The sequence below is a fragment of the Arthrobacter sp. SDR-2R genome (assembly GCF_057747955.1).
This window is the reverse complement of the sequence record NZ_CM173231.1, coordinates 513,387-530,531: the sequence shown is the minus strand read 5'-3', so window position 1 is coordinate 530,531 and position 17,145 is coordinate 513,387. Positions and strand designations below refer to the sequence as shown.

Here is a 17,145-nt window from a genome sequence, read left to right as displayed (position 1 = left end):
CGGGCTCAGGCCGCGCCGTAACGGACCGCGGCGCGCGCCCTGGCCTTGGCCGCTTCGGCCTCCCGGTCCTTCGGCGGCGCCTGCGTCACCAGTGAATCCAGCAGGTGCTGCGTGATGTGGGCTATCTGGTGCACGGCCTCATCAAAGGCCTCCTGGTTGGCCTTGGACGGTTTGGTGCTGCCGCTGACTTTGCGGACATACTGCAGCGCCGCCGCGTGCACTTCCTCGGAGGTGGCGTGCGGCTCAAAGTTGTGAAGGGTTCGGATATTCCGGCACATACCGCCATGCTAGGCTCTTCCAACGCCTGGGATCGACCCCTTTTCATGGTCCCTACCCGGCGTCCATGGGGAGCCCGGCATGGGCAGGGCTGCCCATCGACACTGTTTTGGGGGCCGGGATAGGTTTGAGGCAATGGATCTTCCGGATGAGCCGGGGGGCCACTGGGGAGCCGATCTGGTTCGGATCCACGACCTAACAAGGAGAAACTGATGGCTATTTGGGGTGCAGACGTTGAGCAGCTTCGCCAGCTCGGCAGCAAGCTTCAGGCAGGGGCGTCCGAGATCGAGACGCAGAAGTCCACTCTCACCAAGGTCCTGAGCGGCACTGACTGGAAGGGCCCGGACGCTGATAAGTTCCGCCAGGAGTGGTCCGGAACCCACACCACCATGCTTACCAAGGTTGCCGAGGCGCTGAAGGAAGCCGGCGCGCAGGCCAAGCGCAACGCCGAGCAGCAGAGCCAGGCATCGAACTAGGCTTGTCGCCGCATTCCGGCAAGGGGCAGGGACACCAGGTGGTGTCCCTGCCCTTTTGTGTTGGCGTGCGACGCCGGTGCCCGGCTTACGGGACCTGCGCTCCTAAGGGACAGGCTCGACGTCGTTCGCGTGCTCCAGCGGTGACGCCGGCACCTGGGTGCCCTTTCCGCCGTCGTAAGGAGCAATGGTGGCGGGGGAACGCAGCTCGTCGAGCCTTACCAGGATGACCCCGCCGACGATCAGCACCCCACCCAGGAGTTGGATGGTGCCCGGCAGTTCCCCAAGCAGCAGCCACGCCCAGACCACGGCGAAGAGGACCTCGGTGAGCGACACGAAGGACGCCACCTTGGAACCGAGGGCCCGGGCCGCCATGACGCCAGAGACGTACGCCAGCACGGTGGCCAGCACCACCAGCCCGGCAAGCGGCACCCACCACGGCGTAAGCCATGGGCCCAGGGTGGTGTCCGCAGTGCTGAAGGCCATGGGCAGCAGGCCCGTGGCGGCAGCGAGCCACATGGCGGCCGCACCCACCAGCAGGCCGCCGGAAGCCAGCACGATGGGCGGCAGCGTGTCATTTTCCTTTGCCGTGATGAAGAAGTAGATGGCCAGGCAGACCGCGGCAGCCATGCCCCACAGCACCCCCACCAGGTCAACCTTCACGGCTCCGGTGAGGTCAAGGACCAGTACCAGCCCGGCCAGCGAAAGCAGTGTCCCGCCGGCCGTGAGGACGCGCGGGCGGCGTCGGCTGGCGGCCCAGAGCCACAGGACGATGATCACCGGGGCCAGGTACTCCAGCAGGAGCGCGACGCCCACGGAGAGCAGGGCCACTGCGTTGAAGTAGAACAACTGGCATGCCGCCACCCCGATGAGTCCGAACAGCATGATGGTGAGCCAGTTGTCCTTCAACTGGCTCCAGCGGCCCCTAAGCGCCCACGCCGCGGGCAGGGCAAGGATCAGGGCAGCTCCCGTCAGGCGGGCAGTCACGGCCGCCCCCGGGGACCAGCCGGTTTCCAGCAGCGACTTGGCGAAGGATCCGGACAGGCCAAAGACGGCGGAGGAGAACAGCGCGACGCCGAGCCCGGAGGCCTGGAAGCCGGGACGCCTGGGGGACAGTTCCGGGGTGGGGGTGTGGTTTTGGGCGGCAGGCACCGTTGCCTCCTGTCAGGAGTAAAGTGGGGTAATGCTCATGACACTACGCTCAAGCGCTGTAAGGAGTCAACATGGTTTTCGCCCCTGACACTGAAGTGGCGCTGCGGACGGTGGTGAACCTCATCAACACGGCCGCGAACGGCAGGGAAGGCCTGGCCTCCGTTGCGGACCTGGACAGCTTCCTCGCCGCGGAGGGTTTTTCCGGCTCCCGGAACCGGGACGCTGCGGAATTGGAAAGCGTGCGGCAGTTGCGCCGTGAACTGTCCGCGGTATGGACGGCCGGTGAGGACGCCGCCGTGGAAACCGTCAACCGGCTGCTGCGGGACGCCAACGCGCTGCCGCAGCTGATGAAGCACGACGGATGGGACTGGCACCTTCATGCCACGGCGCCCGAGGCACCCCTTGCCGACCGGATGAGCACCGAAGCGGCCATGGCCCTGGCTGATGTGATCCGCAGCAAGGAGATGGACAGGCTGCGGATGTGTGAGTCAGAGGACTGCGATGCCGCCGTGCTGGACCTGAGCCGCAACCGGTCCAAGAGGTACTGCGATACCGGCAACTGTGCCAACCGTGCGCATGTTGCTGCTTACCGGGCCCGCCAGGCTGCTGCGGGGTAGGGATTTTCCCGCGCTTTGTCCGGCTGCCGCCGGTAACGGCTAGCGCTGGGGAGTTTCGTCAGTGCCATCGCCGGATGCCGGCGGGTTCTGGTTGCCGGGAGCTCCGAAGCCATGGCTTGGCCCTGCGTGCGGGGATCCTTTGGGCGCCGAACTCAGGTTCACCCCTGATCCCTTGCCCAGGTGTTCGGCGTTCTCCTTGTAGCTCATGGACAGCATTGCGGCGATCACCAGGGTGGCGATGAAGGCGATGCCGGCTGCGGTGAACGCGAGGTCGAACCGGGGTGCACGTGCGCTTCCACCGGAGGCGAAGATCAACACTGCCACGAAGGCGACGACGGCCCAGAATGCCGAAAACATCAGCGGCCCCTTCACCGAGGTCCGCAGCTTGCGCGGTTTTCCTTGATGCTGGTCAGCCACGGTGGTTCCTCCCTGCGGGCGGCGCACGGCCGGCCCGGTTTACGAATTGCGGTGTCGCACCGAATTTTCTACAGAAAGTAGAAGGGCGCTCCCCCTAGTTTACGGCTTCCCTGCGCCGGCACGGGCATCGTGCCGCAGCGTCAGGCCGGAAAGCACCCACAGGACGCCGGAAATAATGGCGCCTCCACCGGCCACGCCCAGCAGGGCATGGGCACCGAGACTGATGAAGAACGGCAGGAGCACCGCGGTTCCAATCCCGATGACGCCGGAGGCAATCCAGTCGCGGGCAAGAACATGGCGGCCCCTGTGCTGCAGGCCGCAGGCAAGCTCCAGGATGCCGGCTGCGCCCAGACCCAGGGCTGCGATCACCCCGAACAGCAGGTCACTGTGCAGGAGGAGCACGGCAAAGCCTGCGCCGGCCAGGACCGCGCCGGCGGCGGACAGCAGCTTGCCGGCCGCCGAGTTCTGCGCGAATCCGGCTGCGGGGACGGTCCGCAGGGAAACCACACCGGCGGCCAGGAGGTAGAGTCCCCCGGCCCAGCCCATGACCTCCACAGACGGTGACGTCCAGAAGACCGTCACGGCGCCAAACACCAGGGCAGCGGCCGCACGGAGCAGGACCGGCTTCCAGAGGTCGTGGCGGGCGGTGGTTCCGGGAGCAGCACCGGCGGGGGTGGATGGTTGTGTCACCGGTCCAGTTTAGTGGGGGCAGCTGGAAGGTCTAACCGGGCCGCGTCAGGCAGAGCCCAGCACCATCCAGCGGTCGGACCGGGCACGCAGGCCCAGCGTCACGGCGCGCGCCGCCATATACCCCAGCGCGAAGGCAACCCAAAGCCATGCGAGCCCGGTGGTGCCGGTGGCACCGGACCAGGCAACCGCTGCCAGCAGCGGCACGTAGACGGCAAGGTTCACCAGCCCCGCCAGCGCGAGGTACCGCGCGTCCCCTGCGCCGATCAGCACACCGTCCAGGACAAAGACATAGCCGGCGATCGGCTGCCCGGCCGCCAGGATCCAGAGGGCAGCGGTGAGTGCCTGCTGCACCTGGGGGTCCGTGGTGAACAGAGCCCCGGCCCAGGGGGCTGCCGCTGCCAGCAGCAGGCCCGTCACCACGCCGAACCCCGCGCCCCAGCGGATCATCGTTCCGGTCAGCAGCCGGGCCCTGGCGGCATGGGACGCGCCGAGCTCCTTGCCAATGAGCGCCTGCGCCGCGATCGCCAGGGCATCCAGCGCGAACGCCAGGAAGGAAAAAATGGTCATGGCCAGCTGGTGGGCGGCAAGGTTGACCTCCCCCTGGGCCGTCACCACCAGCACCGTGGCCAGGATTGCGGCCCGGAGGCTCAGCGTGCGCAGCATCAGCCAGGATCCAACCCGCGTCATGCTGCGGATGCCGCGCCAGCTGGGGAGCAGGCTCACGCCCTGCCGCACTGCGCTGCGCCGCACCATCACCACATAGACAGCCGCCATGGCCCACTGGGCCAGGCTGGTGCCCACCGCGGAACCAGCCACAGACATGCCCAGCCCGTACACAAGCCACAGGTTCAGGACAATATTGACCCCGAAACCGGCCGTGGCCACCACCAGCGGGGTGCGGGTGTCCTGCAGTCCGCGGAGAACACCGGTGCCGGCGAAGATCAAGAGCATTGCCACCAGGCCCGGCATGGACCAGCGGAAGTACTCGACCGCAAAGGTCCGGACGCTGCCCTGGGCCCCCATCAGGTCAATCAGCGGTTCGGCCGCCGCGAAGCCTGCCACGGCGAGGACCACGCCGAGGAGCAATGCCAGCCACACGCCGTCGCGCCCTGCCGCAAGGGCCTTGCCCAACTGCCCGTCACCAATGGCGCGGGCCACGGCGGGCGTGGTGGAGTAGGCCAGGAAGACCATGAGTCCGACGGCGGTCTGGAGCACCGCAGATGCCAGCCCCACTCCCGCGAGCTGCGCAACACCAAGATGTCCCACAATGGCGGAGTCCGCCAGCAGGAAGAGGGGCTCAGCCACCAGCGCGCCAAAGGCAGGGACAGCAAGGCGGAGTATCTCCCGGGCATGGCCTTGGCGGCCGGCCACGGCGGAGGGGGCGGGTTGTTGGGGCACGCTGCCAGCTTAACCGCGGCCGCCGACAACACGCTCCGGAGATGAGAAAGCCCACAGTCCCCCAAAGAATAGTTGACACTTCAACCATTGGTCGGCAAGAGTGGTATCCATGAACCAGTTACGACTCACCACCACCGCCCTCACCGCCCTGCGCATCGTCCTTGGCTTCCTCTTCGCAGCCCACGGATGGCAGAAGTTCAACGAATGGACCATCGCCGGCACCCAGGCATCCTTCGCCAAAATGGGGGTTCCGGCAGCCGGGCTCGTGGCACCCGCCGTGGCCGTCCTGGAACTGGCGGGCGGCGTAGCCCTGATCCTGGGGATCCTCACCCGAGTGGTGGCCGCCCTCCTCGCCCTGGACATGCTGGGCGCCCTTTTCCTGGTGCACGCTCCCGCCGGCATCTTTGCCGCAAACGGCGGCTACGAATTCGTCCTGCTCCTGGCCGCCGCGGCATTCGCGCTGGCGCTCACGGGCGCCGGCCGGCTTTCCCTGGACCGCGCGCTCTTCGGGCGCAGCAACTCGCGGCTGGCCGCCCTCGCCTAGGATCACTTGTCCCACCGGGTGCGACGGCGGCAGGTCACCCAAGGTGGCCGGCCGCCGTCGGGCTTTAATCGCGGCACTCCCGCCGGGAAGTTTGTTTCAGACCCAACCGGCCGGTAACCGTGGCCCTCAGTAAGATCGCAGCATGACTGAGACCGGCCGCGCCAACTCCGTGACCCTCCGCTTCCTCGCTGCCCCCACCGACGTGGGGCACAGCGGCTCCGTGGACGCAGGCACGGTGCTTGAGTGGGTGGACAAAGCCGCCTATGCCGCGGCAGTGGGATGGGCCAAGTCCTACTGCGTCACCGCGTACGTGGGAAACATCCACTTCGCCGATCCCGTCAACAGCGGCGACATGGTGGAGGTGGAAGCGACCATCGTCTACACCGGCCGGTCCTCAATGCACATCCATACCGTGGTTTCCTCGGGTGACCCCAAAGGCGGCCCTGCCACCATGCGCAGCCAGTGCATGGTGATCTTCGTTGCGGTCGGCCCGGACGGCAGGCCCATCCCGGTGCAGCAGTTCGAACCCCAAACCCCGGCCGAGATCGAGCAACGGGACCACGCGCTGGCCAGGATCAAGGTCCGCGAGCAGATCGTGGAAGCCATGAACCGGCAGGAATATACCGACGCCGGTACGGCCGAGCGGGTGACGCTGCGGTTCATGGCCGCCCCCACGGACGTGAACTGGGGCGGCAAGGTCCACGGCGGCATTGTCATGAAGTGGATCGACGAGGCCGCTTACGTGTGCGCTTCCCGTTACTGCGGCAGGGATACCGTGGCTGTCTTCTCCGGCGGCGTGCGCTTCTACCGGCCGCTGCTGATTGGCCATGTTGTGGAGGTTGAGGCCCGGCTGGTTTACACCGGGACCAAGGGAATGCACATCGCCGTCCATGTCCGTTCGGGCGATCCGAAAGGCCGTGAACTGGCCCTCACCACATACTGCCTCACCGTGATGGTGGCGCGCGACGACGAGGGCAACTCCGTGCCCGTCCCCGCCTGGGTGCCGGTCAGCGAGGAGGACAAGCGGCTCCACGCCCACGCCCGCGAACTCCTGGAGATCCGGGGAACAGCGCCCGGCAACCGCCTGCCGAACCACCTGCTGGCCGCCGCAGGGCCTGCCGGCGGGGGAACCAGCGCCCGCCGGGATACTTAGAAGCCGCCGCCGGTATCGCCGGCCATGTTGGCGAAGCGGGAGTAGTGGCCCTGGAAGGCCACCACAATGTCCTTGGTGGGACCGTTACGGTGTTTGGCCACAAGGATGTCCGCTTCTCCGGCACGGGGTGATTCCTTGTCGTAGACGTCCTCGCGGTGAAGCAGGATCACCATGTCCGCGTCCTGCTCGATGGAGCCGGACTCGCGGAGGTCGGACACCATGGGCCGCTTGTCCTGCCGCTGTTCCGATCCACGGTTCAGCTGGGACAGCGCGATCACGGGGACCTGGAGTTCCTTGGCCAGGAGCTTGAGCGCACGCGAAAACTCGGAGACTTCCTGCTGGCGGGACTCCACCTTCTTTCCCGAGCTCATGAGCTGCAGGTAGTCCAGGATGACCAGCTTGAGGTCGTGCTGCTGCTTCAGGCGGCGGCATTTGGCCCGGATTTCCATCAGGGACATGTTGGGGCTGTCATCAATGAACAGCGGTGCATCATTCATCCGGCCCATGGTGGTGGCGATCTTGGACCACTGTTCGTCCTTGATGGTGCCCTTGCGGAGGTCCTGGAGACCAATGGTGGCCTCGGCAGACAGCAGGCGCATGGCGATCTCATTCCGGCCCATTTCCAGCGAAAACATGACGGTGGCGAGGTTGTTCTTGATGGCTGCGGAACGGGCGAAGTCCAGTGCGAACGTCGACTTACCGACGGCCGGGCGGGCGGCGATGACGATCATCTGCCCCGGGTGGAGCCCGTGGGTCAGCTCGTCGAGCTCATAGAACCCGGTGGGCACACCCGTCATGCCCTCTCCACGGTGGCCGGACGCCTCGATTTCGTCCACCGTGGACTCCATCACGTCCTTCAGTACCACGTAGTCCTCCGCGGTGCGGCGCTCCGCTACCGCGTAAACCTCCGCCTGCGCCTGGTTGACCAGGTCCTCCACCTCGCCGTCCGACCCGTACCCCAGCTGGACGATCTTGGTTCCGGCGTTCACCAGCCGGCGGAGCACTGCCCGTTCGGCCACGATCTCGGCGTAGTAGCCCGCGTTGGCTGCCGTGGGAACGGTCTGGATCAGTTCGTGCAGGTAGGCAGGGCCGCCGATCCTGTTGATCTCGGCGCGCTTGGTCAGCTCATCGGAGACGGTGACGGCATCGGCGGGCTCCCCCCGGCCGTAGAGGTCAATGATGGCCTCGTAGATGGTCTCGTGCGCGGGACGGTAGAAATCCTGCCCGCGGAGGATCTCAACGACATCTGCGATGGCATCCTTGGACAGCATCATGCCGCCCAGGACCGACTGTTCGGCCGCGATGTCCTGGGGAGGTTTCCGGCTGGCGTCCGATCCACGGGTTGTCTCGACAGGGTCCAGATGCGCGATTGACAAAGCTGCCGTCCTCAATTTATGCCCGGCCTGGCGGCCCGGCGATCCATCCTGTTCGCGGCACCCGGTAACCGGCTCCGCCACCTGCCCAGGTCTACCCGCTGGCCCTGACAATCAAGCGCCGGCGGCTCCGGATGCCCGGCTCCGCAGGAGTTATCCCCACTATCCACAGCTTTTCCACAGAGACCTGCAGGAGGCCGTGCGCCGGGCTGAAAACCGGTGCAGGCATACCCTGTTTTGACCGCGGAGAACAGGTACCCCGCTACGCTAACCGCCCTGGCGCCAGCCGCAAAGCCAGCATGCCGCAGGGGCTGTGGATAACCTGTGCAGTACCGGGCATACCTTGTGCACAGTCTGTGGGGAACACTGTGGATATCAAAGTTTTTTGTCGCCGCTTCCGCCTCTGACCTGCGGAAACACTTGGGACAGCATGTGGAGTAAATATTTCTTCCAAGGAATTTCATCCACAGGCCATTGTTGGCACCACTCGCGGAAAGCGGAGGTAAGGCCGGGCCGGGAGCACTTCGATCGGCGCTGTGGCACTACTCATATTCCCGTCAGGGAGTTTGACCCACACCAGCGGGGCGCTGTATGCGAAGCAGTGAATATGCTGTGGATAACCACGATCTGGATTAAGCTCTAGGTATGGGCGATCTACTGCTGGTGCTGTTGCCTGCGATAGTTTTGGTGGCGCTCATCTGGGGCATTGCCACAGCCCTGCGGCCGCGTGGTGCGGGCACCTCTGAAGCCGAAAAATACCAGCACGAACTTGCCGTGCGGTCTGCCCGGCATTACGCAGCCCAGGTCGAGGCGGCCACCGCCGCCCGCGCCCGGCTGGAGGCGGCTACCCACCCAAGCCAAAACAGGCAGCAGCACATCCAACAGCAGGAACACGGCTGGGCGGATGACCAGCAAAGCAATCGCACCTGGCGAGGGCCAGGAAGTACATAGAACGGCTCGTGAAAATGGAATCGCTTGTGGTCCCGGTCCTTATCCTGCTCGCCGTGGTTGCGGGAGTCACCGTGGCCTACCGCGCGGCCACCAGGCGGAGGGCCGCACATACTGCCTCCCAGTCCCAGCCCGCTGCCACCCCACAGGAGCTGGCCCGGGCTGCGGCAGACCGGCTGTCGGAAGACGAACACCGGCGGCTTTATGCCCTGATTGCCCAGGGCCAGGCCATGGCTGCCATCAAGCTCTACTACGAAATCACGGGCGACGGGCTTCGGGCCTCCCGTGACGCCGTCGGGGCCCTGGCGGCCCATCCCCAGCCCTACCGGAGCCCCGAGTCGGCGCAGGCACCCGAGGCCGACGACGACGAGCCCCAGCGGTTTCCTTACCGCTACCGGGCGATCGCCAGCAAGGGCGACGTCACCCGCGAAGTGAGCAGCAACATGCTCAACGACGAGATCTATGGCAGGATCCGCACCCTTGCCCGCAGTGGCGACACCGAAGCGGCAGCCACTGCACTGTCCAAGCATTCTGATATCTCCATGAAGCAGGCCCGCGAGTTCATTGCGCTGCTGGACGACTGACACCTGCCAATTGAAACGGCTGTACGGCCGGGCTCCCATTCCTGCGAATGGGTCCCGGCCGTACTTGTCCTGTATGCCTTGCCTGGCTCAGGATGAAGATGGGCTGGCTGCCGCCCGCCTACCCGGCACCGCCGGTGGAATCGTAGTAGTGCCAGTACCGGCTTGTGGCATTCACGTCAGCGAGCACCAGCAGGCCGCTGTTGGCCGTGCCCCGCGCAACACTGTTGACGTTCTGCTTGGTCGACGTGACGTTATGGACGTACTGGTCGGCGTCAACGATGCGGGCCGTCTTGGTGGTGCTGAAGCTGATGTTGTCCAGGGACGTGGATTTCTCGTAGATGGCCCCGCCGGAACTCGTGCATACCCCGGCATTCGTTGTGCCACCCGGCTTCGGATAGGTAGCGAAGGTACGCAGCTTGCGCGCTGCCTCGTCGATCATGACGATCACCCTGTTCGGGCACTCAGACACTGTCGCAATCGTGTGTGCAGACCATGTCGACGTAGACGTATTCAGTGCCAGCAACTGGATCAGCGGCTGGGACGCCGAGGTGTACGAGGTTTTGATTGCGGCAAAAACCTTGTCTGTTGAGGCATCCAGCCACTTCAGGTTCATGTGGTCGTCGCCGCTCCGCTGCCCCTTCACCGCCGCCACAGGAGTGGTCCAGGTGGTCTTCGACGCTCCGTCGACGTGGTAGCTCCAGTACATGCCGTCAGTGGAGTCCCCCACCTGCCTGCTCCACATCACACCGATCTTGTTCCCGCTGAACGCGATGACCGCTGAGTTATCGTCCACGGACACATTGCTCAACGACGCCGGATGGGCAAACGGGGTGCCCCACGTGGCGCCGTCCGTGCCGGTGACGTTCATATAGATCCGATTGCCCTGCTGCCACGTGGCCCACACCCGGCCGGTTGAGTCCTTATCAATGGAGATGGTTTCAGTTTTTTGGTTGTTGATTTGGCTGGATCCCAGGCTCGTGTACGACTTGGTGCTCGAGTTGTAGCTGTACCGCCGCATAGTCGTGGGGAAGTTCGGTTCGGACGGCAGGCCGTCGTTGACGAACCGGAAGCTCGCGACATACAGGGTCTTCCCGTCCCACAACACGTCATGGTGGGTGTTCGCCCGGGACTCCGTCACCACACCTGTACTCGTCCACGAACTTGTCGAGGCATTGAACCGGAAGATGCGGAAAGTGGAACTGCCGGCGTCCCAAAGGTTCCCCCACCAGGTCCCGTCGTTGAACCACAGCGAATTCGTCTGCCGTTTGGTCCCGGTGGGCGTTGCCGTCCCGGAGTGGGACGGGCCCTGGACGCCTACATCACCGGTAGCGGCGGAGGCGGCCAACGGCGCCACCAGACCACCAAGCACAAGCAGCAGCGCCGTCAGCAGTGCGGGAAACGCCAGTCGGCGTTGACGCATGCGGCGGCCCTCGGGACCGGCAGGTCCCCATCTAAGAAAGGGCCGGGAAGCCCCGGCACCCCGATCATGCTCGTCCACGTTGGATATTGGATGGTCTCTCAACTTCACTCCCCGGTGTTGAATTATCAGTCAACCCCCAGATTGCTCAGTGTTGGCGGTGGAAGGATCAATAGCAATCCCCGGACCGCCCCCTAAAACCCGCGGCCCGGGTCCCCTAACCCCGAAACCACGGGGTCCGGCACCGGGGGCGGCCGCCCGTGTGTCAGCGGTTCCCGGAAATCCCGGCCAGCAGCTGCTCGAAGGGAAGGGACTCCAGCGGGGCGGGCTTCCGGCCCGGTTGGGGCCCCTGCAGCAGAGTGGTGAATTCACCGGCTGCGCGGTCGATGCGGTCCGCCAGTGACCCCCCGCCCTCTTCAGCTGTTCCCCAGTCCTGGGGTCCGGCAAAGACGCCGGTTGCAGCCATGCGCGTGCGGAGGTAGCTGAACAGTGGCCGCAGCGCGTAGTCCAGGACCATCTGGTGCCGGTCCGTGCCGCCGGTGGCGCCCAGCAGGACCGCCTTGCCGTCCAGCGACTTCGGGTCGAGAACATCGATAAAGGATTTGAAAAGGCCGCTGAAGGAGGCGCTGAAGACCGGTGTCACGGCGATGATGCCGTCCGAGGCCTCCACCCCGGCTATGACCTCGGCCAGGCGTGGTGCGGCATAGCCGGTGACGAAGTTGTTGGCGATGTCCACGGCAAGGTCGCGGAGTTCGACGACGTCCACCTCCACCTCGTAGCCGCCGGCCCTGAGCTGGCGCTCGGCGGCAGCAGCCAGCTGGTCAGCCAGCAGCCGGCTGGACGAAGGTACGCCAAGCCCTGCGGAAAGGACGGTGATACGGCGGGTTTCCATGGCATTCTCCTGGTAATCGTTCACTTCAGCATACATGCGTTTGCATCTATACCTGTGAACTGCCGCCGGCAGCGAAGTATTCCCGGACGTGAACCCGGGCCGCTGCGTCAGAGCAGGACGCTTCCCTGGATGCAGGTGGCGGAGTCCCCGCCCACCCAGATGTCCCCGGCATCGGCAGTGATGTGGATGCGTCCGGCGCGCCCCAGGACGGTCCCCTGCGAGGCCACATATTCCTCCGGCGCCCTGCCGCTTCCAATGAGCCATTGGGCGGCGCCTGCATTGAAGCTGCCGGTGACCGGGTCTTCGGCCATGGCGTCGCCGGGCAGGAATGTGCGGACCTCAAAGTCGGCGTCTGCACCCGGCTCGTGCGGCCCGATAACGCCGATCTTCAGGTCGCCCATCGCCGCCTGGTCCGGATTCAGGGCCAGCACCTGGGCCGCAGAAGGCAGCAGGACACCGATCCATTCCGGACCATTCACCAGCCAGGACGCGTCAACGATGTCGGCAGCGGACACCCGCAACGCCGCGGCCAGTTGACGGCGGATACCCGCATCCACAGGCCCGAAGCGTGTCAGCGGCGGTGCCGCGAAAGCCAGCCTCCCGCCGTCGCGCTTTATCCGGACCAGCCCCGCAGCGCACTCCTGCACCACGTGGCCGTCAGACCGCGGCACTCCCCCGGCCTGCAGCCACGTATGGGCCGAGCCAAGGGTCGGGTGGCCTGCGAACGGAAACTCTTCGCTGCCGGTAAAGATCCGGACCCGGTAATCGGCGCGGGGATCTTCGGGAGGCAGGAGAAACGTGGTTTCCGAGAGATTGGTCCAGTTGGCGAAGTGCTGCATTGTTGCCGTGTCCAGCCCTTGGGCATCAAGTACGACGGCGAGCGGGTTGCCGCGGTAGGCCTGGCTGGCGAAAACATCCACCTGATGGAAGGGGCGGCTGCGTGGTGTCGGGTTCACCGGAGCAGGCTACCACCGGAAAACGGAAGACCCCCGCCGCCGGAGTCCGGCGACGGGGGTCTTCCGATGCAGTTGAGGACTACTTTCCTGCAACCACGTCGAGTTCGATCACAGCAGCAACGTCAGCGTGGAGGCGGACGTTGGCCTGGTAGGAACCAACCGACTTGATGTGGGCAGGCAGTTCAACCTTGCGCTTGTCGATCTTGCCGAGGCCGGCGGCCTCAACAGCGTCGGCGACGTCGCCCTGCTTGACGGTGCCGAACAGGCGGCCGGACTCGCCGGCCTTGACGACCAGCTTGACCGGCTTCGCGGACAGTGCAGCGGCCTGCTTCTGAGCATCTTCCAGGGAAGCGTGCTCGCGGGCAGCGCGGGCAGCCTTGATGGACTCAACCTGCTTCTCGCCACCCTTCGACCAGGTCAGGGCAAAGTTGCGGGGCAGGAGGTAGTTACGTGCGTAACCGTCCTTGACCTCGACAACATCGCCAGCAGCACCGAGACCGGTGACTTCGTGGGTCAGAATGAGCTTTGCCATGTTAGTTAATCCCTTCCTTAGCCGCGGCCAGCGCCGGAGTAAGGCAGCAGAGCAACTTCGCGGGCGTTCTTGATTGCCTGGGCGATCTTGCGCTGTTCCTGCACCGTAACGCCAGTGACGCGACGGGCGCGGATCTTTCCGCGGTCGGAGATGAACTTGCGCAGCAATGCTACGTCCTTGTAGTCGATGACAGTGATGTCAGCGGCCTTCAAGGGGTTGGACTTTGGTTTGGGCTTACGGAGTTCAGCCTTAGCCATCGTGGAGCTCCTATTCTAGGGAGCCCGTGGATATTGATCCACGGGATGGTGGTGGTCCGACGGCGGCAGTTCCCTGGGTGCCTTTCGGCTCCCTGGGAGGCCCCGCGCCGGACCGTTGTTTGGGTTTTAGAAGGGAGGTTCGGAATCGGGGCCGTTGCCCCAGCCGCCTGCGTTGGACACGCCGGGCGTAGCCCAGGGATCGTCCTGTGCAGCCTGCTGGTTCCCGCCGCCCCAGCCTCCGCCGGCGTTGGCGCCCTGGCTTCCACCAGAGTTGCCGCCGCCGAAGCCACCGCCGCTGTTGCCGCCGCCGAAGCCGCCGCCACCCTGTCCGCCGGAGCGCTGGGTACGGTTAACCTTGGCGTTGGCGTAGCGCAGGCTCGGGCCGATCTCGTCGACCTCAAGCTCGATAACGGTGCGCTTTTCGCCTTCTTTTGTTTCGTAGGAACGGCTCTTCAGGCGGCCGGTCACGATGACGCGCATCCCCTTGGTCAGGGATTCGGCAACGTTCTCGGCTGCTTCACGCCAGACAGCGGCGCGGAGGAACAGGGTTTCCCCGTCCTTCCACTCGTTGGACTGGCGATCAAAGGTGCGGGGGGTGGAAGCGATGGTGAAGTTCGCTACTGCCGAACCGGACGGTGTGAACCGCAATTCCGGGTCATTGGTGAGATTACCGATGACCGTAATGGTGGTCTCGCCTGCCATCTACTGCCTCCTTGTTCGATCCTGGGTGAAGAGTGCGTGTCCTGCGGGGTAAAGAATGAAGAGGTGGTGCTGAATTACTCAGCAACAACCTTCTGCTCTTCGGGGCGGGTGATCTTGGTGCGCATGATGGTCTCGTTAAGAGACAGCTGGCGGTCAAGTTCCTTGGCGGTTTCCGGCTTGGCGGTGAAGTTCACCACGGCGTAGATACCTTCGGACTTCTTCTTGATTTCGTAAGCCAGACGGCGACGGCCCCAGATGTCAACCTTTTCGATGGTTCCACCATCGTTGGTGATGACGTTCAGGAACTTCTGAAGCGACGGCTCAACGGTACGCTCTTCGACCTCGGGGTCGATGATTACCATCAATTCGTAAGGACGCATATGTGAACCCACCTCCTTTGGGCTAAGCGGTTACGGCATTTCCGTAACAGGAGGTTCATTTGCGATTCCGTGCAATGCCTTGCCCCGGAACGGAGGCAGGACGCAGCACAGACTTCAATATCCTAGTGCATTTGGACCCGATAGGCGATTCGCGCTTGACTCAAGGCTAGTGCCGTGGTGCGAAGCCCAGGCAGCGGCGCGGCACGCTATGTGGAAAAACCGCGGCTGCTATCCACCCCGCCGCTGAAGCCCCTATTATCTGACACATGCGTCGACCCGCGATGGCCCTGGGGATGGCGGCACTGTTCCTGGCCGGCTGCTCGGCCAGCTCAGCCCAACCCATGACAGACTCTGCCGCGACCTCTGCCGCGGCAAGGCTGGACTGGGGCACGCCGATCGCCGGCGACGAGTTCAATTACGCCGGGGCACCGGACGCCGCGAAGTGGTCCGTGTACGACAGTGACGGGCACGCAGGGAACGGCATACGCAGTCCCCGGCAGGTCACGGTGGATGGTTCCAGGATGGTCATTACCGGAACATCGGATGGCACGACCGCGGGAATGAGTGCCAAATTTGGCCTCCAGAGGTATGGCCGCTGGGAAGTCCGGGCAGCGGGCTCCGGGGACGATGAATACCACATGGTGTCGATCCTGTGGCCGGACAGCGGGCACTGGCCCTGTGACGGTGAAGTGGACTATGCGGAGACCACTGGTGACTGGAACCGCACCAATTTCTTCCACCACTTCGGATGCTCGAACTCTAAGACCTCTGTTTCCAAGCCCCTGGACGTCACGCAGTTCCACAACTACGCAGTTGACTGGTCCCCCGGCGGCATCATCGGCTACGTCGATGGCGTGAAGTGGTTTGAGGACAGCGACCCCACGCATCAGCCACCGGGTTCGATGCACCAGACGTTGCAACTGGACTGGTTTCCGGACGGCACTCCCAACGGTCACGGCGAGATGAGGGTGGACTGGGTTCGCGTCTACGCCCAAGGTACCCCCTCTACCTGACGCACCGAACGGGACAAACCCCCAACGTACTTAACGCCACGCCCGGACGTGCCCCTCCACCCCCAGCCCTGCGAAAAGCGCGCCATTCCCCACGTAGCAGGCGATGCAAAAGGCGAGTACTCACTACCGGTGTTTACCCGGGCGGCCTACCCTACGCTCGATTCTGCCGGCGGAGTTTTACGGCCGGGGGTTTCGAATCCGTCTACGGGCACTGGGTGGATTGGCCCGGGCCGGAGCTGTATTCGGCCGACACCAATCAGACAGGGGAGGACTATGAGCACCAGGCGGGCGAAGGCACTGCACTTCGACATTCACGGCCGCGTCACGATCAGCGTCGACGCAATGGCCCCCACGGCAAGGCAGCTTCAAAGCATGTTGGCGTGTTTCGCCTCCGACACGGAGGATCGGCAGCCCGACATTATTGTTGATGACCGCCCCGAGCCTATGCCGAATGCCGGCTTCGTCGAGCATGAGCTGGCGTACACGGACAACAGTGTGCGCTTTCAGGCTGACCGGGTCCAAGTTGTCAGGGGTGCAGAGCAATGGCGTATTCACGGACCCGGAGAGCTCTTGACCTCCGTGGTACCGGTTCTCGATGCCGCCATGATCTCCCGCGGGGCGGCCATGATCCACGCGGCAACGATGGCCTACCGGGGCCACGCCATCGCGCTGCCCGCGGCCGGCGGGACCGGTAAGACCAGCACCGCCGCCAAGCTGATGCGGCGTGAGGGCTGGTCGTTCATGGGTGACGACTGGGCATTCCTCGCCGAGGACGCAACGCTGCTTGGATACGCGAAGCCCATGTTCATTAAGCCGCATCACCGCGCAATCTACCCGCACCTGTTTGAAGGTGCGCGCAAGCCCCTCGTCCCCTCCCGGTTCTCCGGGAGCATCGGACGCCTCACCACTGTGGTGCACCCGTTCGTTATCCGTTATCCACGCCTGGCCGACTTCTCCCGACGGTGGTCGCCGGAGCACCGCATGGTCACCCCGGAGGCAGCGTTTCCCGGTCGGAAGGTGACCACCTCAGCACCGCTTGCGGCCGCCATATATGTGGAGCGCTACGAGGGCGCACGGTCACGGGTTGTTGAACGGACCACCGACTGGATGGTGGACCGCATGATCGGCAACTTCCATATCGAGATGGCGAGCTTCTCGCAGCGGGTCGTTACCGGCCTCGCAGCAAGCTCCGTGGTCCCGTGGCGCGAACACTTCGCGGCGAAAGGACTCGTTCTCAGCAAAGCCCTGGACGGACGCCCCTGCCACCTGTTCCAAGTCCCGGCCGCCTACTCCGCGGACGAGGCATCGGACGATATTGTCCGGCACCTGGACGAGCTGCTGCCGTCAATCCTCGACGAGCAGGCCTAAGGG

At 64.9% G+C, this 17,145-nt stretch carries 21 protein-coding genes; 8 read left to right on the top strand and 13 right to left on the bottom strand.

What is annotated here, in order from left to right; all coding sequences use genetic code 11:
* Positions 1–5: 5 nt before the first annotated feature.
* Positions 6–278 carry a DUF2277 domain-containing protein gene (locus AC3ANU_RS02495; protein WP_018769819.1) on the bottom strand — a complete coding sequence of 91 codons (273 nt, stop codon included), beginning with the start codon at positions 276–278 and terminating at the stop codon, positions 6–8.
* Between the two features lie 210 nt (positions 279–488).
* On the opposite strand from AC3ANU_RS02495, the gene AC3ANU_RS02490 reads away from it, so the two are divergent.
* Positions 489–752, top strand: a complete 264-nt coding sequence (locus AC3ANU_RS02490) for a WXG100 family type VII secretion target (RefSeq protein ID WP_018769820.1) — start codon at positions 489–491, stop codon at positions 750–752.
* A gap of 102 nt (positions 753–854) precedes the next feature.
* Here the strand turns inward: AC3ANU_RS02490 and AC3ANU_RS02485 are convergent, their stop codons facing one another.
* Positions 855–1,901, bottom strand: a complete 1,047-nt coding sequence (locus tag AC3ANU_RS02485; RefSeq protein ID WP_268002234.1) for an EamA family transporter — start codon at positions 1,899–1,901, stop codon at positions 855–857.
* A gap of 71 nt (positions 1,902–1,972) precedes the next feature.
* Here AC3ANU_RS02485 and AC3ANU_RS02480 point away from each other — a divergent pair, with 71 nt between their 5' ends.
* Positions 1,973–2,518, top strand: a complete 546-nt coding sequence (locus AC3ANU_RS02480; protein WP_018769822.1) for a CGNR zinc finger domain-containing protein — start codon at positions 1,973–1,975, stop codon at positions 2,516–2,518.
* Between the two features lie 39 nt (positions 2,519–2,557).
* On the opposite strand, the gene AC3ANU_RS02475 is transcribed toward AC3ANU_RS02480, so the two are convergent.
* The 3 genes from AC3ANU_RS02475 to AC3ANU_RS02465 form a co-directional block, all read right to left on the bottom strand.
* Entirely contained in the window at positions 2,558–2,935 is a 378-nt protein-coding gene (locus tag AC3ANU_RS02475; RefSeq protein ID WP_018769823.1) for a hypothetical protein, read from the bottom strand.
* A gap of 99 nt (positions 2,936–3,034) precedes the next feature.
* Positions 3,035–3,625 carry a hypothetical protein gene (locus AC3ANU_RS02470; protein WP_018769824.1) on the bottom strand — a complete coding sequence of 197 codons (591 nt, stop codon included), beginning with the start codon at positions 3,623–3,625 and terminating at the stop codon, positions 3,035–3,037.
* A gap of 45 nt (positions 3,626–3,670) precedes the next feature.
* A complete protein-coding gene (locus AC3ANU_RS02465; protein WP_488316012.1) occupies positions 3,671–4,996 on the bottom strand; it encodes an MATE family efflux transporter in 1,326 nt (441 codons plus the stop codon).
* 136 nt (positions 4,997–5,132) lie between these two features.
* Between AC3ANU_RS02465 and AC3ANU_RS02460 the strand changes: the two genes are divergently transcribed.
* Together AC3ANU_RS02460 and AC3ANU_RS02455 are read left to right on the top strand one after the other, a co-directional pair.
* On the top strand, positions 5,133–5,567 hold the full coding sequence (locus AC3ANU_RS02460; protein ID WP_488315389.1) for a DoxX family protein: 435 nt from the start codon (positions 5,133–5,135) through the stop codon (positions 5,565–5,567).
* Positions 5,568–5,709: 142 nt separating this feature from the next.
* Positions 5,710–6,720 (top strand): acyl-CoA thioesterase, encoded by a 1,011-nt coding sequence (locus tag AC3ANU_RS02455; RefSeq protein WP_056392374.1) that lies wholly within the window; start codon positions 5,710–5,712, stop codon positions 6,718–6,720.
* Here AC3ANU_RS02455 and dnaB read toward each other — a convergent pair.
* Entirely contained in the window at positions 6,717–8,096 is a 1,380-nt protein-coding gene (gene dnaB, locus AC3ANU_RS02450) for a replicative DNA helicase (protein WP_018769828.1), read from the bottom strand. The genes AC3ANU_RS02455 and dnaB overlap by 4 nt on opposite strands.
* A 642-nt stretch (positions 8,097–8,738) precedes the next feature.
* Here dnaB and AC3ANU_RS02445 point away from each other — a divergent pair.
* Both AC3ANU_RS02445 and AC3ANU_RS02440 read left to right on the top strand, forming a co-directional pair.
* Positions 8,739–9,044, top strand: coding sequence for a hypothetical protein (locus tag AC3ANU_RS02445; RefSeq protein WP_018769829.1), 306 nt, complete (start codon positions 8,739–8,741; stop codon positions 9,042–9,044).
* A gap of 14 nt (positions 9,045–9,058) precedes the next feature.
* Positions 9,059–9,625: a hypothetical protein gene (locus AC3ANU_RS02440; RefSeq protein ID WP_018769830.1), complete on the top strand. Its 567-nt coding sequence runs from the start codon at positions 9,059–9,061 to the stop codon at positions 9,623–9,625.
* A gap of 118 nt (positions 9,626–9,743) precedes the next feature.
* Here the strand turns inward: AC3ANU_RS02440 and AC3ANU_RS02435 are convergent, their stop codons facing one another.
* The 7 genes from AC3ANU_RS02435 to rpsF all read right to left on the bottom strand — a co-directional run bounded on the left by AC3ANU_RS02435 (position 9,744) and on the right by rpsF (position 14,761).
* The gene (locus AC3ANU_RS02435; RefSeq protein WP_018769831.1) at positions 9,744–11,045 is read right to left on the bottom strand and encodes a hypothetical protein; all 1,302 of its coding nucleotides are present in this window, start codon (positions 11,043–11,045) and stop codon (positions 9,744–9,746) included.
* A 262-nt stretch (positions 11,046–11,307) separates the two neighbouring features.
* Positions 11,308–11,934: an FMN reductase gene (locus AC3ANU_RS02430; RefSeq protein WP_018769832.1), complete on the bottom strand. Its 627-nt coding sequence runs from the start codon at positions 11,932–11,934 to the stop codon at positions 11,308–11,310.
* 107 nt (positions 11,935–12,041) lie between these two features.
* Positions 12,042–12,890: a PhzF family phenazine biosynthesis protein gene (locus AC3ANU_RS02425; RefSeq protein ID WP_134164864.1), complete on the bottom strand. Its 849-nt coding sequence runs from the start codon at positions 12,888–12,890 to the stop codon at positions 12,042–12,044.
* A 79-nt stretch (positions 12,891–12,969) separates the two neighbouring features.
* A complete protein-coding gene (gene rplI, locus AC3ANU_RS02420) occupies positions 12,970–13,422 on the bottom strand; it encodes a 50S ribosomal protein L9 (RefSeq protein WP_018769834.1) in 453 nt (150 codons plus the stop codon).
* A 17-nt stretch (positions 13,423–13,439) separates the two neighbouring features.
* A complete protein-coding gene (gene rpsR / locus AC3ANU_RS02415; protein WP_003800144.1) occupies positions 13,440–13,679 on the bottom strand; it encodes a 30S ribosomal protein S18 in 240 nt (79 codons plus the stop codon).
* Between the two features lie 126 nt (positions 13,680–13,805).
* Entirely contained in the window at positions 13,806–14,381 is a 576-nt protein-coding gene (locus AC3ANU_RS02410; RefSeq protein WP_018769835.1) for a single-stranded DNA-binding protein, read from the bottom strand.
* Positions 14,382–14,455: 74 nt separating this feature from the next.
* A complete protein-coding gene (gene rpsF / locus AC3ANU_RS02405; RefSeq protein WP_013602900.1) occupies positions 14,456–14,761 on the bottom strand; it encodes a 30S ribosomal protein S6 in 306 nt (101 codons plus the stop codon).
* Positions 14,762–15,027: 266 nt separating this feature from the next.
* Here rpsF and AC3ANU_RS02400 point away from each other — a divergent pair, with 266 nt between their 5' ends.
* Together AC3ANU_RS02400 and AC3ANU_RS02395 are read left to right on the top strand one after the other, a co-directional pair.
* Positions 15,028–15,774, top strand: a complete 747-nt coding sequence (locus tag AC3ANU_RS02400; protein WP_488315388.1) for a glycoside hydrolase family 16 protein — start codon at positions 15,028–15,030, stop codon at positions 15,772–15,774.
* A gap of 570 nt (positions 15,775–16,344) precedes the next feature.
* A complete protein-coding gene (locus AC3ANU_RS02395; protein ID WP_488315387.1) occupies positions 16,345–17,142 on the top strand; it encodes a hypothetical protein in 798 nt (265 codons plus the stop codon).
* The last annotated feature ends 3 nt before the right edge of the window (positions 17,143–17,145 follow it).

Bases quoted from the DNA above. Each gene is read 5' to 3' on its own strand.
- AC3ANU_RS02440 (WP_018769830.1), top strand. From the start codon at position 9,059: ATGGAATCGCTTGTGGTCCCGGTCCTTATCCTGCTCGCCGTGGTTGCG.
- AC3ANU_RS02460 (WP_488315389.1), top strand. From the start codon at position 5,133: ATGAACCAGTTACGACTCACCACCACCGCCCTCACCGCCCTGCGCATC.
- AC3ANU_RS02410 (WP_018769835.1), bottom strand. From the start codon at position 14,381: ATGGCAGGCGAGACCACCATTACGGTCATCGGTAATCTCACCAATGAC.
- rplI (WP_018769834.1), bottom strand. From the start codon at position 13,422: ATGGCAAAGCTCATTCTGACCCACGAAGTCACCGGTCTCGGTGCTGCT.
- AC3ANU_RS02495 (WP_018769819.1), bottom strand. From the start codon at position 278: ATGTGCCGGAATATCCGAACCCTTCACAACTTTGAGCCGCACGCCACC.
- AC3ANU_RS02490 (WP_018769820.1), top strand. From the start codon at position 489: ATGGCTATTTGGGGTGCAGACGTTGAGCAGCTTCGCCAGCTCGGCAGC.
- AC3ANU_RS02430 (WP_018769832.1), bottom strand. From the start codon at position 11,934: ATGGAAACCCGCCGTATCACCGTCCTTTCCGCAGGGCTTGGCGTACCT.
- rpsF (WP_013602900.1), bottom strand. From the start codon at position 14,761: ATGCGTCCTTACGAATTGATGGTAATCATCGACCCCGAGGTCGAAGAG.
- AC3ANU_RS02445 (WP_018769829.1), top strand. From the start codon at position 8,739: ATGGGCGATCTACTGCTGGTGCTGTTGCCTGCGATAGTTTTGGTGGCG.
- AC3ANU_RS02400 (WP_488315388.1), top strand. From the start codon at position 15,028: ATGCGTCGACCCGCGATGGCCCTGGGGATGGCGGCACTGTTCCTGGCC.
- AC3ANU_RS02435 (WP_018769831.1), bottom strand. From the start codon at position 11,045: ATGCGTCAACGCCGACTGGCGTTTCCCGCACTGCTGACGGCGCTGCTG.
- AC3ANU_RS02480 (WP_018769822.1), top strand. From the start codon at position 1,973: ATGGTTTTCGCCCCTGACACTGAAGTGGCGCTGCGGACGGTGGTGAAC.
- rpsR (WP_003800144.1), bottom strand. From the start codon at position 13,679: ATGGCTAAGGCTGAACTCCGTAAGCCCAAACCAAAGTCCAACCCCTTG.
- AC3ANU_RS02455 (WP_056392374.1), top strand. From the start codon at position 5,710: ATGACTGAGACCGGCCGCGCCAACTCCGTGACCCTCCGCTTCCTCGCT.